Annotated in this window: 22 protein-coding genes and 1 pseudogene; 18 read left to right on the forward strand and 5 right to left on the reverse strand. The window is 59.3% G+C overall.

What is annotated here, in order from left to right; genetic code table 11:
- The first annotated feature begins 21 nt into the window (after window positions 1-21).
- The 8 genes from ACJJVH_RS27205 to ACJJVH_RS27240 all read left to right on the forward strand — a co-directional run bounded on the left by ACJJVH_RS27205 (window position 22) and on the right by ACJJVH_RS27240 (window position 8,799).
- Window positions 22-1,413, forward strand: coding sequence for a sigma-54-dependent transcriptional regulator (locus ACJJVH_RS27205; RefSeq protein ID WP_112794992.1), 1,392 nt, complete (start codon window positions 22-24; stop codon window positions 1,411-1,413).
- Window positions 1,406-3,430 (forward strand): cache domain-containing protein, encoded by a 2,025-nt coding sequence (locus ACJJVH_RS27210; RefSeq protein ID WP_412066652.1) that lies wholly within the window; start codon window positions 1,406-1,408, stop codon window positions 3,428-3,430. The genes ACJJVH_RS27205 and ACJJVH_RS27210 overlap by 8 nt, the downstream gene beginning before the upstream one ends.
- A gap of 211 nt (window positions 3,431-3,641) precedes the next feature.
- Window positions 3,642-4,040, forward strand: a complete 399-nt coding sequence (locus tag ACJJVH_RS27215; protein WP_412066653.1) for a hypothetical protein — start codon at window positions 3,642-3,644, stop codon at window positions 4,038-4,040.
- A gap of 166 nt (window positions 4,041-4,206) precedes the next feature.
- Window positions 4,207-4,737 (forward strand): DUF1269 domain-containing protein, encoded by a 531-nt coding sequence (locus ACJJVH_RS27220; RefSeq protein ID WP_113383398.1) that lies wholly within the window; start codon window positions 4,207-4,209, stop codon window positions 4,735-4,737.
- Window positions 4,738-4,795: 58 nt separating this feature from the next.
- A complete protein-coding gene (clpB, locus tag ACJJVH_RS27225; RefSeq protein WP_412066654.1) occupies window positions 4,796-7,399 on the forward strand; it encodes an ATP-dependent chaperone ClpB in 2,604 nt (867 codons plus the stop codon).
- Window positions 7,400-7,524: 125 nt separating this feature from the next.
- The gene (locus tag ACJJVH_RS27230) at window positions 7,525-7,767 is read left to right on the forward strand and encodes a DUF2171 domain-containing protein (protein WP_113358828.1); all 243 of its coding nucleotides are present in this window, start codon (window positions 7,525-7,527) and stop codon (window positions 7,765-7,767) included.
- Window positions 7,768-8,038: 271 nt separating this feature from the next.
- Window positions 8,039-8,257 (forward strand): DUF2945 domain-containing protein, encoded by a 219-nt coding sequence (locus ACJJVH_RS27235; protein ID WP_113358826.1) that lies wholly within the window; start codon window positions 8,039-8,041, stop codon window positions 8,255-8,257.
- Entirely contained in the window at window positions 8,254-8,799 is a 546-nt protein-coding gene (locus tag ACJJVH_RS27240; RefSeq protein WP_412066655.1) for a DUF488 family protein, read from the forward strand. Before ACJJVH_RS27235 ends, ACJJVH_RS27240 begins: the two co-directional genes overlap by 4 nt.
- A gap of 83 nt (window positions 8,800-8,882) precedes the next feature.
- On the opposite strand, the gene ACJJVH_RS27245 is transcribed toward ACJJVH_RS27240, so the two are convergent.
- Window positions 8,883-9,809: a bestrophin family protein gene (locus tag ACJJVH_RS27245; RefSeq protein ID WP_412066656.1), complete on the reverse strand. Its 927-nt coding sequence runs from the start codon at window positions 9,807-9,809 to the stop codon at window positions 8,883-8,885.
- A gap of 274 nt (window positions 9,810-10,083) precedes the next feature.
- Here ACJJVH_RS27245 and ACJJVH_RS27250 point away from each other — a divergent pair, with 274 nt between their 5' ends.
- The 4 genes and pseudogenes from ACJJVH_RS27250 (at window position 10,084) to ACJJVH_RS27265 (ending at window position 13,978) form a co-directional block, all read left to right on the forward strand.
- Window positions 10,084-12,351 (forward strand): FdhF/YdeP family oxidoreductase, encoded by a 2,268-nt coding sequence (locus ACJJVH_RS27250; RefSeq protein ID WP_412066657.1) that lies wholly within the window; start codon window positions 10,084-10,086, stop codon window positions 12,349-12,351.
- 12 nt (window positions 12,352-12,363) lie between these two features.
- A pseudogene (locus ACJJVH_RS27255) lies at window positions 12,364-12,707 on the forward strand (cytochrome ubiquinol oxidase subunit I); the annotation flags it as partial.
- Window positions 12,708-12,777: 70 nt separating this feature from the next.
- On the forward strand, window positions 12,778-13,326 hold the full coding sequence (locus ACJJVH_RS27260; RefSeq protein ID WP_113358743.1) for a mechanosensitive ion channel domain-containing protein: 549 nt from the start codon (window positions 12,778-12,780) through the stop codon (window positions 13,324-13,326).
- A 448-nt stretch (window positions 13,327-13,774) separates the two neighbouring features.
- Complete coding sequence (locus ACJJVH_RS27265) at window positions 13,775-13,978, forward strand: hypothetical protein (RefSeq protein WP_412066658.1); 204 nt, start codon at window positions 13,775-13,777, stop codon at window positions 13,976-13,978.
- A 166-nt stretch (window positions 13,979-14,144) separates the two neighbouring features.
- Here ACJJVH_RS27265 and cls read toward each other — a convergent pair whose 3' ends face one another.
- Complete coding sequence (gene cls, locus ACJJVH_RS27270; protein ID WP_412066659.1) at window positions 14,145-15,545, reverse strand: cardiolipin synthase; 1,401 nt, start codon at window positions 15,543-15,545, stop codon at window positions 14,145-14,147.
- 281 nt (window positions 15,546-15,826) lie between these two features.
- On the opposite strand from cls, the gene ACJJVH_RS27275 reads away from it, so the two are divergent.
- Together ACJJVH_RS27275 and ACJJVH_RS27280 are read left to right on the forward strand one after the other, a co-directional pair.
- Window positions 15,827-16,501, forward strand: coding sequence for an HAD family hydrolase (locus ACJJVH_RS27275; protein ID WP_112795288.1), 675 nt, complete (start codon window positions 15,827-15,829; stop codon window positions 16,499-16,501).
- On the forward strand, window positions 16,498-16,749 hold the full coding sequence (locus tag ACJJVH_RS27280) for a hypothetical protein (RefSeq protein ID WP_412066660.1): 252 nt from the start codon (window positions 16,498-16,500) through the stop codon (window positions 16,747-16,749). Before ACJJVH_RS27275 ends, ACJJVH_RS27280 begins: the two co-directional genes overlap by 4 nt.
- A gap of 103 nt (window positions 16,750-16,852) precedes the next feature.
- On the opposite strand, the gene ACJJVH_RS27285 is transcribed toward ACJJVH_RS27280, so the two are convergent.
- The 3 genes from ACJJVH_RS27285 to ACJJVH_RS27295 are packed head-to-tail and all read right to left on the reverse strand — an operon-like array spanning window position 16,853 to window position 20,431.
- Window positions 16,853-18,748, reverse strand: coding sequence for a bifunctional sugar phosphate isomerase/epimerase/4-hydroxyphenylpyruvate dioxygenase family protein (locus ACJJVH_RS27285; RefSeq protein ID WP_412066661.1), 1,896 nt, complete (start codon window positions 18,746-18,748; stop codon window positions 16,853-16,855).
- A 23-nt stretch (window positions 18,749-18,771) separates the two neighbouring features.
- Window positions 18,772-19,650, reverse strand: a complete 879-nt coding sequence (locus tag ACJJVH_RS27290; protein ID WP_412066932.1) for an isocitrate lyase/PEP mutase family protein — start codon at window positions 19,648-19,650, stop codon at window positions 18,772-18,774.
- A 13-nt stretch (window positions 19,651-19,663) separates the two neighbouring features.
- Window positions 19,664-20,431, reverse strand: coding sequence for an SDR family NAD(P)-dependent oxidoreductase (locus ACJJVH_RS27295; RefSeq protein ID WP_412066662.1), 768 nt, complete (start codon window positions 20,429-20,431; stop codon window positions 19,664-19,666).
- A 180-nt stretch (window positions 20,432-20,611) separates the two neighbouring features.
- Here ACJJVH_RS27295 and ACJJVH_RS27300 point away from each other — a divergent pair, with 180 nt between their 5' ends.
- The 4 genes from ACJJVH_RS27300 (at window position 20,612) to ACJJVH_RS27315 (ending at window position 25,991) form a co-directional block, all read left to right on the forward strand.
- Window positions 20,612-21,919 (forward strand): MFS transporter, encoded by a 1,308-nt coding sequence (locus ACJJVH_RS27300; RefSeq protein WP_112795004.1) that lies wholly within the window; start codon window positions 20,612-20,614, stop codon window positions 21,917-21,919.
- Between the two features lie 61 nt (window positions 21,920-21,980).
- Complete coding sequence (locus tag ACJJVH_RS27305) at window positions 21,981-22,706, forward strand: GntR family transcriptional regulator (protein WP_112795005.1); 726 nt, start codon at window positions 21,981-21,983, stop codon at window positions 22,704-22,706.
- Window positions 22,707-22,816: 110 nt separating this feature from the next.
- Window positions 22,817-25,240, forward strand: coding sequence for a glucan 1,4-alpha-glucosidase (locus tag ACJJVH_RS27310; RefSeq protein ID WP_412066663.1), 2,424 nt, complete (start codon window positions 22,817-22,819; stop codon window positions 25,238-25,240).
- A 31-nt stretch (window positions 25,241-25,271) separates the two neighbouring features.
- Entirely contained in the window at window positions 25,272-25,991 is a 720-nt protein-coding gene (locus tag ACJJVH_RS27315; RefSeq protein ID WP_113358732.1) for an ROK family protein, read from the forward strand.
- The last annotated feature ends 250 nt before the right edge of the window (window positions 25,992-26,241 follow it).

Raw genomic sequence — 26,241 nt, forward strand, 5'->3', positions numbered from 1 at the left:
TAGCATCCAGGAGTGGTGGTGATGTCTGAGGAAGAGTCCAGCGATATATCGGAACGCGTCAGGAACCCCGAATTCGGACCATGGCTCGCTCAAGCGTCGATCCTCGTCGTGGATGACGAACCGGGTATGCGGAACTTCCTGCTCAAGACCCTTGGTCCCCGCTGCAAGATTATTGAAGAGGCTGAGAACGCGGCCGAGGCGTCGCGCAAGCTCGACCAGCAGCATTTCGATGTCGTGATCCTCGACAACATCATGCCGAATATGAACGGTCTCGACTGGCTGGCGGAACAACGCGCCGCCGGTTTCTTCGCGGATGTGATCCTCATGACCGCCTATGCCGATCTCGACACGGCCATAAATGCGGTTCGCGTCGGCGTCGTCGATTTCGTTCTGAAACCTTTCAGGTCGAACCAGTTGTTAAATTCGATTGCCCGTTGCCTCGATCGCAGCCGGTTGCAGCGCGAGAATGACGTTTTGCGGCATCAATTGAACTTTTCGGCCCATCAGGTCTATCTTCGAAACAATATTATCGGGCAATCGCCCGCCATCGAGAAAGTGCGGGCGATGATTGCCCGTGTTGCTCCAATATCGACGTCGGTCCTGCTGACCGGACCGTCCGGGACCGGCAAGGAAGTGGCTGCCCGTTCCATTCACTCTCTTTCAGATCGTGCCGACAAGCTGTTCGTACCGATCAATTGCGGGGCGATCCCGGCCGACATGATCGAGAGCGAACTGTTCGGCCACCTGAAGGGGGCGTTTACGGGCGCCAACCGCACGCGCGAGGGGTTGTTCCTGCATGCGCAAGGCGGCACGATCTTCCTCGATGAAATCGCCGAGATGCCCTACTTGCTCCAGAGCAAGCTGCTGCGGGTGTTGGAAGATCGGCGCGTTCGGCCGATTGGCTCGGAGCGTGAGCTTCCGTTCGACGCCAGGTTCATCTTCGCAACAAATGCCGATCTGGAAAGCCGCGTCGCAGCCGGAACCTTTCGCGCGGACCTCTACTTTCGGATCAATGTCGTCCAGATTCGACTGCCGCCGCTGAAAGACCGCGGCAGCGACGTTTTGGAGCTGGCGGCGCTCTTCATGCGCGAAGTCGCACAGCAGGTCGGTATGCCGGCAGTCGAGATCGATGAACACGTCCGATCCTATCTCTTGCGATATGATTGGCCAGGCAACATAAGAGAGTTGCGAAATTTCATCGAAAGAGCTGTCATCCTCGGAAGCTTTCCCGAGGATGCAGAAAACACGCCTTTGGCCCCTGCACGCGCCGATGGGCAGAGCTTGGCGGAAGTCGAAAAGCGTCATATTCTGTCTGTGCTGAGAGAGGTTGACGGCGATCGTGAGGAAGCCGCGCGACGGCTTGGCATTTCTCGCAAAACGATCGACCGGAAATGTGTAAGCTGGAATGGGTGAGGGAACGAGCGAGATTTCAAACCGCAAGGCCTCGGTTCGTTATCGCCTTCTGGCAATCGCACTCGTGCCGATGCTTGTCATCCTGCCCATATTGCTGGGTATCACGATCTATCGCTGGAACGAGCGCTTCGACGCGCTCGCGATATCCAAGGTCAACGATGACCTGACGATCGCCCATTTTTATATCGACAGAATGCTCGCGGTGACGGAAGAGCGTCTCGCTGCGGTCAGCCAATCCGCCCGCTTTCGGGATCTTACTGCCGGCGGACGTGTCGCCAGCAGCGATCTCGATGCCTTCCTGAACAAGACGGCCGATGACCGCGGCCTGGATTTCCTTTATCTCATCGACGACTCGGGCAAGGTCGTCGCCAGCAGCAGTCCGCTTGCCAGCGCTTCGCCCCGCTGGGACTGGCCCGTCGTCAAGGCGGCTCTGGACGGCAAGTCATCTGCCGGTTTCGATGTCCTCGACCGGAACGAACTTTCCGCGCTGAGCCCGGAGCTTGCAGAGCGAGCGCGGATTGCGCTTGTATCATCGACTGCAGATCCGAATTCCGGTACTCAACAGGAAAGCAGGGGTCTTGTTCTTCACTCCGCCACCGTGGCGACCTGGGGGAATGGGGAGCGCGGTGCATTGGTTGCCGGCGTGCTTCTGAACAAGAACACCTCGTTCATCGATACCATCAACAGATTGATTTACAACGAAGCCAGCCTGCCCGCGGACAGCCGCGGGACTGCCACCGTCTTCCTGTCGGATGTCCGGATCAGCACCAATGTGGATCTTTTCGAAGGACGGCGCGCGATCGGCACGCGCGTTTCGCCGGAGGTCGGCGAAGCGGTGCTCAAGTACGGGAAAACCTGGAGAGAGCAGGCCTTCGTCGTCAACGACTGGTACATTTCCGCCTATCAACCGTTGCTGGATACTTACAATCGCCGCGTCGGGATGCTCTATGTCGGTTTCCTGCAGAAGCCATTTACCGACGCGAAAAGAGAAACGCTGATCGCTATCGTCATCGCCTTCGGCGTCGCGGTTGCCGCGACCGTACCCTTGTTTCTTGTCTGGGCGAGCAACATCTTCCGACCGCTGGAGCGCATGACCCGGACGATCAGCGCGGTCGAAACCGGCGACCTCGCAGCGCGCACCGGCCTTCCGAAAATGAGAGACGAAATCGGTCAGGTCGCATCGGAACTGGACCGGCTGCTCGACCAGGTTCAGGAGCGCGATGCGGAACTGCGGCTATGGAACACGGAACTCAACCAGCGCGTCGAGGAGAGGGCTCGCGCGCTGCAGACGGCGAACGAGCAGCTCGAGACCACAACCAAGCAATTGATCATGTCGGAAAAGCTCGCTGCGATCGGTGAAATCACGGCCGGCGTCGCTCATGAGATCAACAATCCCATCGCCGTCATCCAAGGCAATCTCGAAGTCATTCAGAGCATCGTCGGAGACGAGGCCGAGAAAGCCCGGAGCGAATTCAAGCTGATCGACCAGCAACTGATGCGCATCAGCGAGATGGTCACCAATCTCCTCAAATTTTCGAAGCCTCAGGAATATGCCGGGGTTCTGGAGCGATACGATCCCGCCGATGTCATCGGCGACACTCTACCGCTCGTGCGGCACCTTCTGAAGAAAACCACCATTACGATCGAGCGGGAAAACGATGCATCCCGGCTCATCGCCATGCCCCGCACCGAACTTCAGCAAGTGCTGATCAATCTGATTGTCAATGCGTTCCATGCCATGCCTCAAGGCGGCAAGCTGACTCTGCGCACATTCGATTCAGAGGCGGATCGAACACCGGGGATAACGATTGAGGTCGCGGACACCGGTAACGGCATGGAACCGGACGTCGTCAGGAGGATTTTCGACGCGTTTTTTACGACCAAGCGCCGCGAGGGCACAGGTCTGGGCCTTTCCATCTGCCAGATGCTCGTGACGCGGCAGGGTGGCACCATCGCGGTCGCCAGCAAGCCGGGTGAAGGAACGACCTTTACGGTCTGGCTTCCGGAAGCCGCCTGAGATGGCGCTGCCGGGGACAAATAGTCCTGCCAAGGGACGACAGTTTGTCCGCAACCGGTGCCATCTGCCGCCGTGAACCGTTGAAAAGGCTTGAAAACAGCAAATGGCACGATTGTTGCGGCGTCGTTTCGCGACCCGCCAATCAAGCTGGGTGACGAACAGCGATCAGGCGGCGTAATATTCAACGCGGACGGAACCCTGGAGGTCCTCAATGACCGCCGTATCGACAGAACAACTTTCGAAAGACATGCAAGCCTCTGCACAAGAGCTCGAACAGGCCGGGTTGATCCCGCAATCGCAGGACCAGCCGCTAAACGCAAACGACCTGCTCTTCTACGTGACGGGGACATCCATGCCCATGGCCGATCTTCTGCAGCAGCATGGTCTCTTTCTGGATGATCGCGGGCTGAATTACGATCTCGCGCAATTCGACGCTATCGGCCAGATCGCCAACAAGGTGATCGCGGAGCGGCAGGCCGGCTACCTGGACGGCGTCTGGAAACAGCTCGATCTCTCGACAGACGAGGATATAGATTCCAACGGCACCTATATCCTGACGGCGCTCACGGCACTTGAAATCCTGTATGGTCCGAACAGGGCTACGCAATAGGCCTCGATGAAAAGACAATTTGTCCTGCATGGGCCGACACATTGTCTTTACCCGCGCTGGGTCAGGCGGACAAGCGTCTGATTCCAAAAGGTTTTATCATCTGGCACGATGGTTGCTCCAGTATTCCATACCTGAAGCCGAATGGTTTGGAACGAGGGAGATAGCTGTGTCCGATCTGATCGTTATCGTTTATCCGACCGAAGACAAAGCCGAAGCCATAAGGCAGAAGCTCGTGAACCTTCAGAAGGAATATTTGATCGAGCTTTCCGACGCCGTAATCGCGGTCAAGCAGGACAACGGCAGGATCAAGCTCATTCAATTGATGAATACGACGGCAGTCGGCGCCATTTCCGGCGGTTTCTGGGGTCTGCTGATCGGCTCTATCTTTCTCATGCCGCTTCTTGGCGCGTCGATCGGCGCCGCTTCCGGCGCGCTCGGCGGCGCGTTGACCGATTACGGTATCAACGACGGTTTCATGAGGGAGCTTGCAACAAATCTGAAGCCGGAGAACGCCGCATTGTTCCTGCTGATCCGCAAGATGACCGCCGACAAGGTGCTCGATGAACTCAAGGGCACAGGTGGAACCGTCCTTAGAACATCGCTGGATCACACCAAGGAGCAGGCGTTGCGTGATGCGCTGGCGGCGTCGCCCGGCTTTGGAAGCACGCCGCCCACCGGGACCTCCTCGCACAGCTGACGCTGACTTGTTCCAGCTTGCCTCAGTCGTCCAAACGCCGTTGTAGAAGGTGGCCAAGATGAACATCGAGAAATTCACGGATCGCGCGAAGGGCTTCATACAGTCCGCCCAATCGCTCGCCATGCGGGATGGAAACCCGCAATTTAACAGCCTGCATCTGCTCAAAGTCCTGCTGGACGATAATGAAGGTCTCGTTTCCGGCCTTATCGATCGTTCCGGCGGCAACTCCCGCACCGTTCTCGGCGCGACCGAGGATGCGCTTGCGAAATTGCCGAAGGTCTCGGGTTCCGGGGCGGGTCAGGTCTATATGGCCTCCGAACTCGCCCGCATATTCGACGCTGCGGAAAAGATCGCGGAAAAAGCCGGCGACAGCTTCGTGACCGTAGAGCGGCTGTTCCAGTCATTGGTCGAGGATCGCAACAGCGATGCGGGCAAGATTCTGTCCGATACCGGGGTGAACCTTCAGGCAATCACGGCGGCGATCAGTGCGCTGCGCAAGGGGCGAACCGCCGACAATGCCTCGGCCGAGAATGCATATGACGCGTTGAAAAAATACGCTCGCGACCTCACCAAGGCCGCACGGGACGGAAAGCTGGACCCTGTGATCGGCCGCGACGAGGAGATCCGGCGGACGGTCCAGGTCCTGTCGCGCCGGACCAAGAACAATCCCGTTCTGATCGGTGAACCGGGCGTCGGCAAGACCGCGATCGTCGAGGGGCTGGCGCTTCGCATCGTCAATGGCGACGTGCCCGAAAGCCTGCATGACAAGAAGCTTCTGGCGCTCGACCTCGGCGCTCTGATCGCCGGAGCGAAATACAGGGGCGAGTTCGAGGAGCGGCTGAAGGCCGTACTGCAGGAGGTGACGTCCGCGGAAGGCGGCATCATCCTGTTCATCGATGAAATGCACACCCTGATCGGTGCGGGTAAGACCGATGGCGCCATGGACGCGTCCAATCTGCTGAAGCCGGCGCTGGCGCGTGGCGAATTGCATTGTGTCGGTGCGACCACGCTCGATGAATACCGCAAGCACGTCGAGAAAGACCCGGCGCTGGCGCGGCGCTTCCAGCCGGTCTTCGTGCCGGAGCCGAGCGTTGAGGATACCATCTCGATCCTGCGCGGCCTGAAGGAGAAATACGAGCTGCATCATGGCGTCCGGATTTCGGATGCAGCCCTGGTGGCGGCCGCCACCTTGTCCAATCGATACATCACGGATCGCTTCCTGCCCGATAAAGCCATCGATCTCGTCGACGAAGCCTCCGCGCGCCTGAAGATGCAGGTCGATTCGAAACCGGAAGAGCTGGACACGATCGACCGCGATGTCATCCGTCTGAAGATCGAGCAGGAAGCGCTGAAAAAGGAGAATGACAAAGGATCGAAGACCCGGCTTCAGGCTTTGGAAAAGGAACTGGCCGCCCTGGAAAAGAGATCGGCCGACCTGACATCCAAGTGGCAGGCGGAAAAGGGCAAGCTTTCCGATGCGCAGAAGATCAAAAGCGAGCTTGAGCAATATCGCACCGAGCTTGCGAATGCGCAGCGCAAAGGCGAGTTCCAGCGGGCGGGCGAGCTTTCCTACAGCACGATTCCGGAACTGGAAAAGAAGCTTGCCGCCATCGAGGCGAGCGAAACCTCCTCGATCAGCGAGACGGTGACCGCCGACGACGTTGCCCAGGTCGTATCGCGGTGGACCGGCGTGCCCGTCACCAAGATGCTTGAGGGTGAAAAGGACAAGCTGCTCCACATGGAGGAAAAGCTCGGCGAGCGGGTCGTCGGCCAGGCGCAGGCAGTGCGCGCGGTATCGACCGCCGTTCGCCGTGCCCGTGCCGGCTTGCAAGATCCCAATCGTCCGATCGGCTCCTTCATGTTCCTGGGGCCGACCGGTGTCGGCAAGACAGAACTCGCCAAGGCTCTTGCGGAATTTCTCTTCGATGACGAAACCGCGATGGTTCGCATCGATATGTCCGAATTCATGGAGAAACACTCGGTCTCGCGGCTGATCGGCGCGCCCCCCGGCTATGTGGGCTATGACGAGGGCGGCGTATTGACCGAAGCCGTCCGGCGACGGCCTTACCAGGTCGTTCTCTTCGACGAAATCGAGAAAGCGCATCCGGATGTCTTCAACGTCCTGCTTCAGGTGCTTGACGATGGACGCCTGACCGACGGGCAGGGCCGGACGGTCGATTTTCGCAACACGCTCATCATCATGACTTCGAATATCGGCGCCGAATATCTGGTCAACCAGCCGGAGGGTGAAAAGACGAGCGTGGTGCGCGAAGAGGTCATGGCAATGGTTCGCGTCCATTTCCGTCCGGAATTCCTCAATCGCATCGACGCGATCATCTTGTTTCACCGTCTCCAGAAGGCCGAGATGGGCCGCATCGTCGACATTCAGTTCGCACGCCTCAAGAAGCTTCTCAGCGATCGAAAAATCAGCCTGTCACTCGACACGAAGGCGCAGAACTGGCTTGCCGAGAAGGGGTGGGATCCGGCTTTTGGTGCGCGCCCGCTGAAGCGGGCCATCCAGCGCTACGTACAGGACCCACTCGCCGAGCTGCTTCTGGGCGGAGAGGTTCACGATGATTCGACCGTGAAGCTCTCGGTCGGAAAAGATGGACTCACCTTCAACGGCAAGGCCGTCAAGATCATGGAGGATGAAGACGAATAGGCGCCGCAGATCGACCGCGTAGCCCGACTTGCCGCCCAAGCCCCCGATTCCAGCGCAGCCGCCCTGGATTCCCAGTCTACCAGCAAAGGAGAAGAGACGTGACGGACCATAAGATCAAAAAGGGAATGGAAGTGATCGGCGCCGATGGTGTCCACGTCGGGACCGTTGATGAACTGGAGGGCAATCGCATCAAGCTCATCAAGAGCGATAGCGGCGACGCGTTTCACACGGGCAGGCATCATCATTATATCGAACTCGGTTTCGTCGCCGGTGTCGAGGGCGATAGGGTTCGTCTTTCCGCCAACGCCGATATCGCGGTGACGCTCGAAGAGGAACGATCCGGCCGCCCCGTCCCGGAGCGTGAGTGAGCCAAGGTTAGTTCGGCAAATCTAACCTCGCTCGGGGCGATCATGATCGACCGCCTCGAGCCTGGAGAGCTTTTGGAATCGGTGTCGGACGCTCTCGGCGTGCGTACCAGTCCGCAGGCGCATCGGCCACTGTCCGATCGTAACGGCGGACAAGGACGGCCCCGATTGCGAATTCGAGAAGTTTATGCCGAACAGCGGAGATCGTCATATCCCCACCTTTTTGGCCAGCCACTATGGCGAGCCGCGAGGAGATATCGAGGTAGGCAAGATAATGATCAAGCGCTTCCAGATCGGTGATCATGTCAGTTGGAACTCGGAAGCTGGTCGGGTATCGGGGTTCATTATTTCCATCCATACGAGCGACTTTGTTTACAAAGGGCACATCCACCACGCGTCGGAGGATGATCCTCAGTACGAGATCAAGAGCGATAAGACCGATCATATCGCGGCTCACAAGGCTGGGGCCCTTCACCTCATTGGAGAAATATGAAGGCACCCTTTTTCACCATTGGTCATTCCGATCGTAGTTTGGACGCGTTTCTCCTGCTTTTGATGAGTTCCGAGATCGGCCTTGTCGCAGACATCAGGCGATTCCCGACGTCGAGGGCCAATCCTCAATTCAACAAGGAGGTTCTCGCTCGGGATTTGGCAACCAAGGGCATTTTCTACGAGCACATGATCGCGCTCGGCGGTTTGCGCGGAAACGCATATCATCTGTCGGCGGATGTAAACGGCTTCTGGGTGAACAGGAGCTTCCATCGCTATGCCGATTATGCGCTATCGGAACAGTTTCGCGCCGGTCTTGCTCATCTGCTGGCGCGAGGAAGAGAACATCGCTGCGTGATCATGTGTTCGGAAGCCGTCTGGTGGCGATGCCATCGGCGCATTGTTTCGGATTACCTGATCGCGAATGATGAAACTGTTTTCCATATCATGGGGCAGGGTAGGTTAGAGCTCGCCCAACTGACACCGGGTGCTGTCGTCCAGCCCGATGCAACGATTGTCTACCCTCCCGTAGGCAGCGGCGTATGAGCGGTGAGCGTCGTTGTGGTTGAAAACCATCATCGGGCGAAAAAGTGTCGGCGCCGATTGTCGAATTCCTGTGCTGCTGGCGGTCAGAGCAATATCGAATTGATCGGCACGGGCATTTCGGGGAGGTTTTCCTCTCCCAGAGCCTCTCTCAAGGTCATTTCGATGGATTTGGCGATCGCTGCAATCGGCAGGTCGTTGGGCATGGTTCCAAATGGCATTTCCAGCTCATCGCCGAGAGCATCCAGCCCGAAAAACGTGTAGGCGATGATGCCGGCGGCCAGCGGCGTAATCGGTCCAAGCATATTGGCGAGACCGAACGGCAGGAGGAAACAGAAGAGGTAGGCGGTTCTGTGAAGCAGAAGCGTGTAACCGAATGGAACGGGCGTGTTGCGAAGGCGCTCGCAGCCAGCGATGACTTCATTCATTCCCGAGATCGTGTGGTCGAGGATGCTGAACTCAATGTCGGTGACGTAGCCCTTGGCTGAAAGCACGGCGAGACATTCTCCCATCAATTGCAGGATATAGTTGGGTGAATTGGATGCTTTGAGAAGCCTAGCCCTTTCTTCATTCGAGAGCAGGGTTTCGGCGTTGTCGCCCAACCGATCTCCGCAGCGCAGATGGCGCACGAGATCCTCGACAAGGACGATATTCAGCCGGATCAGTCTTTCACGCTGTTTGGCCGCCTGATCGCCGCTCGGCAGCAAAATGATTGTCTGGCGGGCAAGATCGCGGCTGTATGCGAGAAGATGGCCCCAGAGCCTACGTCCCTCCCACCAGCGATCGTAGCAGGCGTTGTTTCGAAACCCGAGAAAAATGGAGAGCGTCAGGCCGATCAGATAAAACGGCGCGCCGTCGACCAGCGGAACGAGCGTCGGATGTCGCGTGTGCGCCCATACGACGATGGCCGACATGAACATAACGATCAGGACGCGAGGATAGATGCGTCTGATCACCGATCCGCGAACCTCAAGGAAGAGACGGAGCAGGTTCGGAGTTTCCCGGACGATCATGTTTCACCTGATTGCTGTGGAATTGCGTCTCGCGGCGAAGAGGAGCGGCTTCACGGCAGCAAGGGTGCATGAAACTGCTTCGTCCGATCTCGCACGCCAGGTTTGCTCCGCAAGAACCGTACCATTTCGCGCGGACAGCATTGTCAAAGGGTTAGCAGGGCGAGGCTGTCGCCAGATGGACAAACTGTCCGTCGACATAGGACAGATTGTCCATGGAAAACAATGGGATAACGTGCTCTACTGACGATAGTAACATGCGTGCGGAGTGCGGTTTATGGATGACAGGAAAGCGCAGTATAAGACCTATCATCATCCGGCTGGCGGATGGGGAGCCGCGGCCGCGACAGCAAAGGTGCTGCTGGAGCAAAGTGTCGTGACCAAAGGGTCGCGAGCGCTCCTTGCCATGAACCAGCCCGGTGGTTTCAAATGTCCAAGCTGCGCCTTTCCCGATGCCGATTGCAAGAAGACGCTCGAATTCTGCGAGAACGGTGCCAAGGCGCTGGCGCATGAGGCGACCAAATTCCGGGTCACACGGGAATTCTTCGCCAAGCACACCGTCTCCGAGCTCATGGAGCAGTCGGACTATTGGCTGGAGATGCAGGGCCGTTTGACGGAGCCGATGCGCTACGACGCGGCGACGGACAAATATGTGCCCTGCGACTGGGACACCGCCTTCGCAACGATTGGCAAACATCTGAGATCGCTTGAGAGCCCGCATCAGGCCGAATTTTACACCTCCGGGCGCACACCGAACGAGGCAGCTTTCCTCTACGCCATCTTTATCCGAGCCTTCGGCACCAACAATTTCCCCGATTGTTCCAACATGTGCCACGAGCCGACAAGCCGTGGCCTGCCGCCGGCGATCGGCGTCGGGAAGGGCACGGTGATTCTGGAGGATTTCGAACATGCCGAGGCGATCTTCGTCATCGGCCAGAATACCGGCACGAACTCGCCGCGCATGATGACGAATCTGGTCGAAGCACGAAAGCGCGGCGTTCCGATCGTCGCCGTCAATCCCATGCCGGAACGTGCGCTGATCCGCTTCACCGAACCTCAGGATATGGTCCAGATGGCGACATTCGGTTCCACTCCGATCGCCAGCGAATTCGTCCATATGAAGATCGGCGGCGATCTCGCTTTCCTGAAAGGTATCATGCGGGTGATGTTCGAGCGCGAGGCCAGGGGCGAAGCGATCCTCGATCACGACTTCATCGCCAAGCACACCGTTGGTCTCGATGCTATCCGCGACGAGATCATGACCCATGATTGGCCCGAACTCGTCAAAGCATCCGGTCTGGAGGAAGACCAGATCCGCCGTTGCGCCGAAATCTATATCCGCTCGCAAGCAACGATGATCTGCTATGGCATGGGCCTGACCCAGCATCAGGATGGGTCGCGCCTGTTGCAACAGGTTGCAAATCTGTTGCTGCTGAAGGGCAATTTCGGAAAGCCGGGAGCCGGGATTTCTCCGATCCGTGGACATTCGAACGTTCAGGGCGACCGCACCGTCGGGATCGATGAGAAGCCGACGCAGGAATATCTCGACCGCGTCCGGGACGTCTTCGGCTTCGAGCCGCCCCGCGAGCATGGCCATCATACGGTCGAATCCGTGGAGGCGATGGAGAAGGGGACCGCCAAGGTCTTCATCGGCATGGGTGGAAACTTCGTTCGCGCCATCCCCGATACCGAACGATCCTATGCGGCAATGAGCAAGCTCGCGCTTACCGTCGGGATTGCCACCAAGCTCAACCGCGGCCACCTCGTTCACGGCAGGGAGGCGCTGATCCTTCCGGTGATCGCCAGGTCGGAATGGATACGTACGTCGGCCGGCGAACAGTTCGTAACGATCGAGGACTCCATGTCGAACGTCACGGCCTCGCGTGGCGTGCTGACGCCGGCCGGTGAGCATCTGAAGCCGGAAGTGGAGATCGTATGCCGAATGGCAATGGCGACGCTTCCCGACAGCAAGATCCCATGGGAAGCCTATATCCACGACTACAATCTGATCCGTGACAAGATCGCAGCCGTCTATCCGGAAATTTACACGGACTTCAACGAAAAGATCAAAAACCCCAGGGGCTTCCACCTGGACGTTCCGCCGCGCCGGCTTGTCTGGCCCACGCCGAACGGCAAGGCGAATTTTCTTCTGCTGCCCGGCTTGGAAGTGAACGCACCGGTCGCGGACCCTGCCATGCTGAGGCTCGCGACAGTGCGCTCGCACGATCAGTTCAACACGACCATCTACAGCTACAATGATCGCTATCGCGGCGTCTACAATGACCGCATGGTCCTGTTCATGAACGAGGACGATCGAAAGCAGCGCAATCTCGGCGTGGGCGCACGCATCTGCCTGGAGACGATCACCGAGGACGGCGTTCAGCGTCGGGTCGAGGGTCTTACGGTGCTGGATTACCCGATGCCGCGCGGCTCGGTTGCCGGATATTACCCGGAACTCAACCCGCTGCTTCCGCTCGAATATTACGACAGGATCAGCGGCACTCCGGCGGCGAAGTCCATCCCGGTCAGGGTACTCGCGGCGTAGAAAGCACCGGGAGCGGTCACTTTCGAACCGATTTTCCCTTATCGCCTCGTGCATATGGTCTTCGCAGTCCACCTGACGACGACATTTGTCGTTGGCCGTGCCGGAGCACGGCATCTGCTCAGGGACCGTTCCAATCGCGGAGCGCGGAAGATGTTCTCAAGGGCGATGTGGATGGCGGCGATCGTCACGCCGATCCAGATTTTCGCCGGCGACGCACAGGGTCTCAACACGCTGGAACACAAGTCGATCAAAATCCTCGCAATGGAACGTCACTATCAACACATGCCGATGACGCCTCTCTGATCCTCTTCGGTCTGCCGAACAATGAGGAAGCACGCATGGGCGTGACGATCGAGACCAGAGCCATGCAGTTTAATGATGGTTTCGATACCGTTGGTTGGTTCAACAAAGGGATATTTTCTGTCGATGATGCAATTCTTAAGTCCGGATCGAATTTCGGGCGCTCTTCTGCTGGCGGCGTTCTTCATCGCTCAGGGCCTGATCCTGTCCTGGCTCGTGCGAAGAGTTCTCCAGGCGGTGCTGCGTCATGACCAAACGGCCCGTGTCGATCAGATCACCCTCTCGTTCCTGAGCCATCTTGCGGTCCTGCTGATCTGGGTGTTGCTGGCAACGTCTTACGCCCACCTGATCCCCGCCTTGAACAAGCTGGGCACTGCGCTGCTCGCCGGCGTAAGCTTGGCGTCGGTGATCGTCGGCTTCGCCGCGCAGGCTACCTTGGGAAATCTTGTTTCCGGGATCAGTCTTGTTCTCTACAAGCCGTTCCGGCGCGGTGATCGTCTGCAAATCCAGGCACCGACAGGCCTCGAAGTGGGTGAGGTGGAGGATATTTCGCTCGGCTATACCATCCTTCGAACCGACGATCAGCGGCAGATCATCATCGCCAATTCGACCATGGCGCAACAAACGATGATCAAGCTGTCACAAGCGTCTCCGGAAAACTCGTCCAAGACCTGAGCATGAGAGAACGGGAACGAAGCCGGCGATGAGCTTCGGTTCTGGGGCATAGCCGCTGTGCTTCAGAAAGAAAGGTCGCGCCCGAAGATGATTGGCCGTCCGAGTTCATACCCACGGGACATTTTGGCTGCGCGGTCTCGCTAAATTGTCCGGCGCAGGCAGTCCGCGCAATATAAACTATTGATTCTTATCAGCTAATATAATGGCACGCCATTTGCTTATCTAAGTACTGCAAAGCTTTCGATACCTAAGAAGCCAAACGGGATCGATGTTGATCGACACAGCCGACGGGATGACACCACGCGTTATCGCTTGTCGATTTCCGGCCGGCATTGTCGGTGCGCAACGGTCACAGCGGTATTTCCGGCCATGGAACCTGCCCGTCTGTTTCTCCACCACGACCGCGTGTTCGGGGTGAAAACAAACTCGCTATAGAGAGGATCATACAATGTCCAAGGATCATGACAGAGCATCGCATGGATCACAGGACGCCCGGCGTCATAAGATCGATCATCAAACGCGCGATCAATGGCTCGATCGAGATTCCAGCCTTCAAGCCGCATGGCTTGCCTCCAGACTGTCGAGAGATGAATTTATCCGACGCAATGAAGGTCTGATCGACAAGGTTATTGCTGAATATCGGAATCGATAGAGATATCGGCCGTCATCATATGGCACGCTCACAGAAGTGCCAAGAAGCGTAAACCGCGCGGTTCATTTTCACCCCGCGATCGCTGCGAGACAATCTTCGCCGCGCGCGACGTCCAGGCAATGCCGAACGACAGGCGTGAAGCTGTGGCGAAAGGCCAGCGATGCCATCAAAACAGCGAGTTGACCATCCGGGCGGCATTTTCCCCGATCTTGCGAAACGGCGACCGCGTTTTCCAGACTGCCAGCTCCAGAACGTCCGCCTTTTCCATGTAACCGCGCTGGATGGCGTCGACACGTTCAATGGAATCCGCGTCGTAAAGAAGCAGACTGACTTCCTCGTTCAACTGAAAAGAGCGCAGATCGACATTGCTCGATCCCACGATAGCGAGCGTGCCGTCGATGCTGACATTCTTCGCATGCAGCAGATAGTCACGATAGAGATGGATCTTGACGCCGGCGGCAAGCAGATCCTCGTAATAGGAGCTTTGGGATAGTCTGACGAGCCGCTGGTCGACCACCTTCGACAGGATGATATCGACCGTTACACCGCGAACGACGGCCGTTCGCAGCGCTCCGAGAATATCTTCATCGGGGATGAAGTATGGCGTCACGAGGACGACGCGTTCCCATGCCTGATGAATCTGCCACACCAGCAAGGATTCAAACCCTTCGAGCCGGTAATCCTCCCCGCTCGGCAGGAGCTGGGCCTGGGCGGACCCGGCCTGTCGAGGGTGAACTTGTCCTTTCACAGGCACCTCGCCCGTCTCCATGCTCCAATCGCCTCTGACGACGGCGTCCATGACCGCCACGACCGGCCCTTGCGACCGGACGACCAGTTCATGGTTGGTAATCCCCTTGCGGAAGTTTTTCGCGACGAGGTTCTGCGAACCGGCATACCCGATCTTGCCGTCGATGACGAAAAGCTTGCGGTGATTGCGCATGTCGCCCCGAGAACGAAACTTGATGAAGCGCAAGGGAAGGGCTTCACGAACCTGTACTCCCTGCGCGTGAAGCATGCGCAATGTGCCGCGCCGCCAACGATGCGACCCGACCGGATCGAACATGACCCTCACGTCGACACCCCGGACCTTCGCGCGTCCAAGCGCATCGGCAATCCTCTGGCCGACGGCATCGTCTGCAAATATGTAGACCAGCAGATGGACAGAAGTCGTCGAGGCATTGATATCCTCGACGAGCTTGTCGATCACCGCATCGTAGTCGTCTATCAGCTCAATCCTGTTTCCGTCCGTGGCGGGGAATCGGCCGAGAGCGGTTGCAAGTTCGGCGACTGGCTGCCTCGCATCCAGAAATGCCTGAAAAGGCCGCACGGTATCGACCGTGGCATCAAAGAACGGCCGAAGAGATTGAAACCGAGCCTTCCGCCATCCCGGAAAGCGATCGTTTCCGATAGCGAGAAACAGGATAAGCCCTGGAATCGGCAGGAAGAAAATCAACAGCAGCCACGCCCGGGCAGACGAAGGAGAGCGGCGTTGCGGGATGACGACAAGCGCACCCAGACGCACCACCCACTCGGTACTCAAGAGTAGCAATTCGTAAGTCAGCTTCATGCGAGCCCCGTTTATGTGGTATTATGTAGCAGGCTAACGGTGCAGTGCGGTGGCAAAAGCTCCCCGAATGAATTTCTGCACAAATAAATAGTAAAATCAAACAATTCGTCGACGTACAGCATTGTTTCAATTGGACATTTTGACCTGAAACTCGAGACATTTTGTCTGTGAGGACTAACGTTGATCAGGTAACTGTTTGATTTTCTGAACTCGCCGAAATGGCACGAGCGTTGCTCTATTGTGAAAGGCGATGCGATACGGAAATACAGTGGGAGATTGCTATGCGGATAGACCACGCTTTTCTTTTTGACCTCGACGGTACGTTGGTCGACAGCGTCTACCAACATGTTCTCGCATGGAAGCAGGCGCTTGATGAAGAGGGCATCGACCTTTCGATCTGGCGGATCCATCGGAAAATCGGAATGAGCGGGGGATTGTTCACCAATCAGCTCCTTCGAGAGACTGGCATAGAGATTACCGACGAGCTGAACGAGCGGCTGCGAAATCTCCACGCAGAGGCATATCGGCGACTGGGATACAAAATCCGTCCCTTGCCGGGCGCCAGCGAGCTTCTGCGCTGGTTGGCTGATGCTGGCATCCCATTTGCGATAGCGACCAGCGGTCGGATGGAGACGGCCGCGGTAAACATTGCTGCGCTCGGAGTGGACACGTCGTCGTTCCCCGTCATCACCCGGGATATGGTCAAGTATGCCAAGCCTGATCCGGACCTGTTCCTTGCGGCGGCAGATGCACTCGGCGTCGATATTGGAAAAGCAGTCGTCGTCGGGGACAGCATCTGGGACATGCTTGCGGCGGTGCGCGCACGGGCGCTGGGCGTTGGTCTCTTGAGCGGTGGTTACGGGCGGGAAGAACTACGGGATGCGGGTGCGATCCGTGTCTATGACGACCCAGCAGATCTGCTGCTCCATGTTGACGAAGTCGGGGGTCGGCGATGAGTGCAGCCGAAGACCCAACACTTTATCTCGCAGCAGATGGACTTATGCTGCCGATCGAGCCGGGCGATCCGGAGCTTCGTGACGAATACGAGGCATTGATCCGTGAGGACTACGCCCGTTGCCATCCCGGGGATACATTGGAATGGCTGAAACATAGGGCGCGTTTCTCCAAAGAGGATCAAGGTCTATTATACGATTGGATGGCCGTGGCCGTCCGAAAGGCACGGCAGATGGGTGCGGTGCCTTAAAGGTTTATGCTCGGCGGCAAGTTGTTGTGAGCCAGCATCTTCCTCGGCAATAACAATCCGTCTTACTTTGGAACGTCCCCTATTGGCGATGTGGCTAGCGTGTTTATTTCTTCGGCATGCCTTCCGGTCTGAGCGCTTTCTTGAGGGCGGCGATGCGGAAGATTGCGTTGGGGGCGCCGTAGCCGCGGTAGCGGCGGCGTTCGACGATCTCGAAGAAGAAGCCCTCGCCGTAGGTGCCGCTGTAGAGCTGGAAATACTCTCCATGCTCGTCGCGATCGTAGAGGATGTTGTGCGCCTTCAGCCGTTCGGTCAGCTCCGGCTCCAGCCCGAAACGGGCTTCCACGTCGCCATAATAGTTCTGTGAGATCGGAAGCGGCTTGAAGCCATTCTTCTTCAGCGCTTCGGCCGTGGCGAAAATATCCTCGGTGGAGAACGCCAGATGCTGGATACCGGAGCCAAATTTCTCCGCGATGAAATGGCCGGCAAGCGTCCGGCGGTTTTCTGCTCCGTTCAGCGTGATCCTGAGAGCGCCGCTGTGATTCTCGATCACCTGGCTGCGCACCACGCCGGCCGGGTCGATGATATCCACCATGGGAGTCTTGCCGGTTTCGAAAATCGATGTGTAGAACAGCAGCCAGGTCAGCATCTCGTCGTAGGCTACGGTCTGCGCGACGTGATCCACACGCTCCAGATATGCAGGCGCAACCGCATCCTCGTTCTCGTCCCGGACTGCTGAAAAATCGACCTCCGAATAGCGGCCGAGATCGCTTCCCCGGTCGATCAGATAGATCAGGCTGCCACCAACGCCATGGATTGCCGGGATCTGCGCTTCACCGTCGGCCACCGGCTGCTCGAACGGTTCGGCGCCAAGCGCCACGGCCCGGGCCAGTGCCGCCCTGGCGTCGTCCACCTCAAGCGCCATGGCATAGGCGGTCGTGCCATGCACGACGAAGGAGGCGTTGGCGAACCCCTTGTCTTCGGTATTGACGATGAGCCGAATCCCGCCCTGGCCGAACAGCTCGACCTTCTTCGTCCGGTGCCTTGCCAGCTTGCGGAAGCCGAGCGTTCTGAGGATGCCGATGAGGTCGGCGGCACCCTTCTCGTCGGCGGAGAATTCCACGAAGCCTACTCCCTGGACCTTGGCGCGCTCCGGCATCGGGGGCACGGTCAGCGCCGTCACGTTCGGGGAGCGGCGCACCTGATCGCCGAGATAGATCAGCGAGCGATGTCCGTCGGCTGCGATCGAGCGGGTCGAGCCGCCACGGAACTGGTCGTTGAAGATCTCCAGCGAGAAATAACCGTCATAGCCGGTTTCGGCGACCGCCGCGGTGAATGCGTCGACCGGCAGATCGCCTTCGCCCGGCATGTTGCGGAAATGACGGGACCAGTAGAGCAGGTCCATGTCGATCAGCGGCGCATCGGCCAGTTGTACGATGAAGATCCGATCCTTTGGAATAGAGCGGATCGAATTGACGTCGATCCTGCGCGACAGTGTGTGAAAACTATCGAGGATAAGGCCGATATTGGGATGGTCGGCGCGCCGGACGATCTCCCACGCATCGCGATGATCGCTGATATGCCGGCCCCAGGCGAGCGCTTCATACCCGACCCGGAGGCCGCGCTTCGCCGCCCGTTCGCCGAGTTCCCGGAAATCGTCCGCAGCCCGATCGATCCCGCCGAGCGAGACCGGCGAAACGTTCGAGCAGACCAGTACGAGGTCGGTGCCGAGTTCCTGCATCACATCGAACTTGCGCTCGGCCCTGTCGAACGTGCGGCTCCGGTGCGAGGCCGGCATGCCCTCGAAATCGCGGAACGGCTGGAACAGCGTGATCTCAAGCCCGAAGTCGCGCACCATCCGGCCCACATCCGCCGGACTGCCATCGAAGGCCAGAAAGTCGTTTTCGAAGATTTCGACGCCATCAAAGCCGGCATGCGCGATCGCTTCAAGCTTCTCAGGCAGTTCTCCGCTGATCGATACGGTCGCGATCGACGTCTTCATGGCGCACCTCCCCAAGCCGAATCCTATTTGTGTTCCGGCCAGCCGAAGCGGTCGTCGAGCGCATCGTAGTCCGCAAGGCGGGTCACGGCACTGAACTCCGCATAGCTGACCATGGCATCCTGCCGGCTCTTCGGTGTCCCCTCCGATTTGAGCGCGTCCAGCGTATCGCGCACGGCCTTGACCGCGGAGAACAGCGCCGAAAGTGCATAGAAGGCAATGTTGAAGCCCATCTCCTCGAGGTCTTTCGCCGTGAGCGCCGTCGTCTCGTTGCCGTCCACGATGCTCACCACTTTTGCGCCGGGCACACCCTTCGACACGGCCTCGACATCGGCAATCTTCTTGATGCCGTCCACGAAAACCAAATCGGCGCCGGCATCCTGGTATAGCCTGGCCCGGCGGATGGCCTCGTCGATGCCCTCGCTCTGGATCGCATCGGTTCTGGCAATCAGCAGCATCGGATTGTCGCCGCGCGCTTCGACAGCGCAGCACAGGCGGCGGACGTTCTCGTTCGCGGGGATGACGCGCACGCCGGCGCGCTGGCCGCAGCGCTTGGGCAGTTGCTGATCTTCCAGATGGATCGCGGCCACGCCTGCCTGGATATATTCCTCGACGGTGCGGACAATATTGGCCGGTCCGCCGTAGCCGGTATCTGCATCGGCGATGACGGGAGTGCTGACGGCACGAACCATGTCCCGCGCGTGGGTCGTCATTTCCGTCTGGGTCAAGAGACCGATGTCGGGAAGGCCGAGGCGGGATGCCGTTGCACCGAACCCGGTCATGTAGATCGCTGGAAAACCGGCCATCTCGACAAGGCGGGCTGTCAGCGCATCCGGAGCGCCGGGTGCCTGAAGCAGGCGGCCCGACAGGATATCGGCGCGAAGTCTTTCGGCTGCGTTCTTCATCATTGTCTCCCGATCAACGGCCGCCGGATACGTCGACGACGATCCCGGTTATGTAGGAGGCCTCGCCGGACAGGAGCCAGACGGCGGCGTCCGCCACCTCAGCCGCCGTTCCCAGGCGCTTCAGTGGAATGACACTTGCCATCGCTCCGATATTGGCGGGATCGGCAAAGACATCCTTCTGGATTTCCGTGTTGATGACGCCGGGTGCGAGGGCATTCACGCGCGCCTTGGGCGCAAGCTCCTTGGCCAGGGCCACGGTGAAGGATGCGATGGCGCCCTTGGTCGTCGCATAGGCGATGTTGCCCACCATGCCGCCGGTACGAGCAGCGATTGACGACAGGTTGACGACGGAGCGATCCTCGCGGGCAGACGGGGCGCGGATGAAGGCGCTGGAGACATAGAACGCGCTCTTGAGATTGACCGCAAGAACGCGGTCGAGTTCGAGCTCGTTCATGTCTTCCACGGTCATGCGGCCGCCAATGATGCCGGCATTGTTGAGAAGATGATCGATCCCGCCGAACGACGCGACGAGCGCCTCCATTGCCTCGTCCACGGCCTTGCGTTCGGCAACGTTGACAACTGCGGTCAGGACACGATCGCCGTGCTGTGCCCGGCATTCCGCCAATCGTTCGGCGTTAATATCCCAGACGGCGACCCTTGCCCCGAGCCCGACGAGCTTGTCGGTCACGGCTCGGCCGATACCGGAGGCGCCGCCGGTCACCAGGGCAACGCGATCATGAAAGTAACCGGCGCATGCTTCGGCTGATTGAGACTGCTGCACGTAATCCTCCCGCCGCTGTCGGCGTCGTTTTGAGTTCGGTGCGGAGGAAGAAAGACCCTCGGCGGAAAAATGTCAACTAGGGTTCTAGTTTATGTGCCCCACTTGTGCATTCCAGTTTCCTGTTCTATAGCGCTTGCGAAGATGCTGCGGAGGGCGGCATCCATTTGCAGGGAGGATGCCATGGCGGACGCGAGCAGCGCTGAAGGCACTTATTTGAATACCAGTCTCCGTGACCGAACGATCCGCAAGCTCAATCTGCGAATTGTGCTGTTCTGTTTCATCTGCTTTATCGTGAACTATCTCGACCGCGTGAACATCGGCTTCGCGGCGCTTCACATGAATGACGACATTGGGCTCACGCCCTATATGTTCGGCCTGGGTGCAGGCATTTTCTTCATCGGCTACCTTGCCTTTGAAATTCCCAGCAACATGATCCTTCACAAGGTCGGGCCGCGCATCTGGATTGCCCGCATCATGGTCACATGGGGCCTGGTCTCCTGTGCCATGGCCTTCGTACAGGGTCCGACCTCGTTCTACATCCTGCGCTTCCTGCTGGGTGTCGCCGAGGCCGGATTCGCGCCGGGCGTGCTGCTCTATCTGACCTACTGGTTCCCGGCTAAGGAGCGCGGCCGCGCCACGGCCCTCTTCATGACGGCGACCGTTCTTTCGATCGTCGTCGGCGCGCCGATTTCCGGCTGGCTGATCGATGCCGGCGAAGGTCTGTTCGGCCTGCACGGCTGGCAGGCGATGTTCATTCTCGAAGGTCTGCCGGCGGCTCTCCTCGGTATCATCACTTTCTTTTACCTCGTCGATTCGCCGGCCAAGGATACCAGGTGGCTGGCGCCCGACGAGCGCGCCTGGCTGCTCGGGCAGCTCGCGCAGGATCAGAAGAACATCAAGGCCGATGCCCGCCACAGCCTGCGCGAGATCTTCAGCGATGTCCGCGTCTGGCTGCTTACGCTCGTCTATATGTTCAACGGCATCGCGGTTTACGGCGTCATCATGTGGCTGCCGCAGATCGTCAAGTCCGTCGGGCTGTCGACTGTCCAGGCGGGCTTCGTTTCGGCGATACCGTTCGTTTTCGCGACCGCCGGCCTTGTCGTCATATCGCGCAGCTCCGACCGGACTGGCGAACGCAAGGTCCACACCGCGATTTCGGGACTCTTCGGCGGCCTGTTTCTGGCAGCCAGCGCGCTCGTTCCGAACCCGTATGTGGGGCTTGTGCTTCTCTGCTTCTGCGCATTCTTCCTGTGGTCCTATCTCGGCGTGTTCTGGACGTTGCCGACCCAGTTCCTGACGGGTGCCGCAGCGGCCGGCGGCCTTGCGGCGATCAACGGTTTTGCCCAGATCGGCGGCTTTGCCGGCCCCTATATCGTGGGGTGGGTGAAAACCGCGACGAACAGTTTCTCGCTTGCGCTTCTGACGCTTGCGGTCTTTCCGATCATCGCCTTCTTCCTCTGCATGAGCTTGAAAGCCAACCGCGACTAGACCAAACTTCCGGCAGCGTTCGAAAAAGCGCTGCCGGATTCGTTTCAAGGAATAAGCGCGTATGCCCAGTCCCACGGTGAAAGCCAACAAGAGCCTCGTCGCAACCATCGCCGACAAGATTCGCGCAGCGATCGTGGACGCCGAATTCGAGTTCGGCGAAAACCTTTCCGAGGATACCCTGGCTTCCGCTTTCGAGGTGAGCCGTACGCCCGTGCGCGAAGCGCTCAACCTGTTGCAGATGGAGGGACTGGTCACGATCATCCCGAAATCCGGCACCTACGTCTTCACGCCGACGCTGGAAGACATCGCCGAGCTTTGCGATTATCGGATCGGTCTGGAGCAGCAGGCCGTCGCACTTACCCCTGAAAAAGCGCTCAAGCAGGCGGTTGCGGAGTTGAGGCGGCAGCTCGCCGTCATGGACAAGGCCGTCGAAACCGGGGACATGCAGGCCTATGGCCGCGCCGACACGGCATTCCATCTGGCCTTCTTCCGCTATTGCGGCAATCGCTATCTGCAAAGCGCATACGACCTCATCCTTGGTCGCGTCGCCTCGCTCAGAACCCATCTCGCCATTCGTGCGGAAGGCGAGCCGGATCGGTCATACCGCGATCATAGGGACATGATCTCGCTGCTTGCCGAAAGCAGGCGCGGCGAACTGGCCGAAATGCTGACGGCGCATATTCTGCGCACGAAAGACAACTACCTCGATGCCTTCCAGAAGCTCTCGACGACGACCGGCAGCGCGCGGACTGCGCGGCTTCGCCGGCGCCTGGCACTTTCGGCCTAGATCTGCCTCGCAATTTGGCGCCGGCCGCCGCATCACTCCAATGTCATGACAGCAGCCCTTGCCGAAGCCGGCTTGTCAGAGCAGATTGCTGCGACAATGGAGATGGACGCATGATTCAGGACGATACTTCGGGCTCTGGTGCGGGGGGTATCGCTCCTCGCTGGACATCCAGCGCGAAGAGCGGGGTGGGCACGGCGCTTTCGCCGGCATGTCGCATCTGGTTCACCCTCAGCCACGGCATCCTCAACGAAGTTTATTTTCCGCGCGTCGATTGCGCCTGCACGCGCGACCTCGGCCTGATCGTTACCGGCCCGGATGGCTATTTCTCCGAGGAAAAGCGCGATACCGAAAGTGTCGTGACGACGGTGGAGGATGGCGTGCCGGCCTATCGGCTCGTCAATACGGCATTCGACGGACGCTACCGCATCATCAAGCGCGTCATCGTCGATCCGGTACGCAGCAGCCTGCTTCAGCAAATATCGTTCGAAGCCCTGCATGGTTCGGTTCACGATTATCGCCTTTTCGTGCTTGCTGCTCCGCATCTGGTCAATGCGGGTGCCGGCAATACCGGCTGGGCGGGAGATTACAAAGGCACGCCGATGCTTTTTGCGACCGGCAGCCACGGCGTTTCGCTGGCGCTGGCCGTCAGCGGCGGCTGGAAGGCGGCGTCTGCCGGCTATGTCGGCATTTCCGACGGCTGGCGCCAGCTGCAGGATACCGGAGACCTGGACCCGCGCGTCACCCACGCCGCCGACGGCAACGTCGCGCTGACGGGTGAAATCGACCTTGAAGCCGGCAGCGACACCGTGCTTCTCTCGCTCGGTTTCGGAAGCCGACCGGAGGAGGCGGCCTACAATGCGCTTGCCAGCCTGCAGGCCGGCTACAAGGATGCGGAGCGCAGCTATGTCGCCGACTGGCGGAGATGGCAGAGCACGCTCCTGCCGCTGGATGAGCCGAGGGCGCCGCCGCCCGAACTCAATCGGTATCGGATATCGACGGCCGTTCTGGCAACGCACCGGCCGCTATCCTTCGAGGGGCCGGCGGTCGCCTCGCTGTCCATTCCCTGGGGCTTTGCCAAGGGCGATGAGGATCTCGGAGGCTATCACCTTGTCTGGCCGCGCGATCTCGTCGAGACGGCCGGCGGTTTCCTCGCGGCGGGTGCCCCGCAGGATGCGATCCGAATTCTCGCCTATCTGCGTGCGATCCAGGAGGCGGACGGGCATTGGCCGCAGAACGCCTGGCTCGACGGCGAGCCCTACTGGACCGGAATTCAGATGGACGAATGCGCCTTTCCCATCCTGCTTGCCGATGCGCTGCGCCGTGAGGGGGCCCTTACCGGCGAGGCGCTCTTGTCCTACGTTTCGATGGTCGAGAGGGCCGCGCGCTATGTGGTCGTCAACGGTCCGGTGACGGGCGAGGACCGATGGGAGGAAGATGGCGGCTTTTCTCCCTTTACCCTCGCAGTCGAGATCGCGGCATTGCTTGCCGCCGCCGACATTCTGGAAATTGCCGGCCAGGATCACAATGCCGATTACCTCCGGCAGACGGCGGATGCCTGGAACGACCAGGTCGAGCGCTGGACCTATGTCGCCGCCGATGCGGCCACTGCAGATCTTGGAGTCCGGGGCTATTACGTGCGTATCGCTCCGCCCGACATCGCCGATGGCGCATCGCCCGCCGATGGATTCGTGCCGATCAAGAACCGCCCGCCTGCGGATTCTTATCTGCCGACGGCCCGCGTCGTCAGCCCGGATGCCCTGGCGCTGGTACGGTTCGGATTGCGGGCCGCCAACGATCCACGCATCGTCGACACGATAAAGGTGATCGACGCGCAGCTCAAATGCGAGCTGCCGCAAGGCCCGCTGTGGTATCGCTATACGGGGGACGGTTATGGCGAACATGCCGATGGCGGGCCGTTCGACGGCACCGGCATCGGCCGGCCGTGGCCGCTGCTCGCCGGCGAGCGAGCCCATTACGAGCTTGCCGCCGGCCGGCCGAAAGCCGCCATTGCATTGCTCGGCGCTCTTGAAGGCTCCGCCGGACCGGGCGGCCTGCTGCCCGAACAGGTATGGGACCAGCCGGATCTCCCCGAGCGGGGCCTCGTTTTCGGCGAACCCTCCGGCAGCGCGATGCCGCTTGTCTGGGCTCATGCCGAACATATCAAGCTGCTGCGCTCGCTGAGAGACAATGCGGTTTTCGATATGCCGCCCCAAGGGGTCGACCGCTATGTCAGGAACAAGACCACCGCGCCCTTCATGCTCTGGCGCTTCAACAACAAGATATCGCAGGTTTCCGTCGGCAAACGCCTCAGGTTAGAGGTGATGGCGCGGGCGGTCGTTCGCTGGAGCGCGGACGGCTGGGACAATGCGAGCGATACCGAAAGCCGCCGGAACGGCTTTGGCATCGACGTCGTGGAGCTCCCCACCGATCGGCTGCCAAAAGGCACAGTGATCGCCTTCACCTTCTACTGGCCCGATAGCGATCACTGGGAGGGGGTGGATTTCGCCGTCACTGTGGATGGCGGCGACGAATAAAGGCCGATTTGGCAACGGACGGAGATGCATCATGACCACGAAATCCAAATCTCTCAACCATACAACGACCGTCGCGCCGCAGGATCTCGTCGTGTTGGCGATCGATCTTGGCGGTTCGCACGTCAAGGTCCGGCTGAGTTCGGGCAGCGACCGGAGAGCCGCCGTCTCGGGCACGGCGATGTCGGCCCAAAAGATGGTGGAGACAGTCCAGAAGCTTGCGGGCGACTGGCAATACGATGTCATCGGCATGGGATATCCCGGGCCGGTCGCCGACAATAAGCCGGCGCTGGAGCCGCACAATCTTGGCCCCGGCTGGAAGGATTTCGATTTTTCGGCCGCTTTCGGCAAGCCTGTCCGGCTCGTCAACGATGCGGTCATGCAGGCCATCGGCGGCTATAACGGCGGCAACATGCTGTTTCTCGGACTGGGCACCGGGCTGGGCTCGGCGATGATCGTCAATCACGTATGTCTGCCCATGGAGCTTGCCCATCTGCCCTACAAGAAGAAAGAGACGTTCGAGGACTTCGTCGGCGAACGGGGCCTCGAAAAATACGGCAAGAAGAAATGGCGCAAATCGGTGGGGAAGGTCGTGGGCAAACTGCAAGCCGCGCTGATGCCGCATGAAATCGTCATTGGCGGCGGCAACGTCGAAAAGCTGGAGACGCTGCCCGAGGGATGCCGCGCCGGTGACAACGAAAATGCCTTTCTGGGAGGCTTTCGCCTGTGGAAGGACGAAAGCCTGATCTTCTAGTGCCGCCTCCATCCGACGGCTGCCGTCCTCCGGACGCATCGGCGGAGACGCGAAGGAACACGATAATGCCAGCCACCCTCCATGTCGCGGAAGATGGTGGAGCAAGGCTTTGCAAGCGATCTGATGTGCGTTGTCAGATAGTTCGCGGCCATATCCGGATTTCCTTTCCGGCGCGACGGTGCGAGGTTGTGCCGTCGATGTCGAAGGCGGCTTGACAAAGCGCATTATCGTATACGATATACAAATAATC

The sequence above is a fragment of the Rhizobium sp. SYY.PMSO genome (genome assembly GCF_046840415.1).
Classification (GTDB): Bacteria; Pseudomonadota; Alphaproteobacteria; order Rhizobiales; family Rhizobiaceae; genus Rhizobium.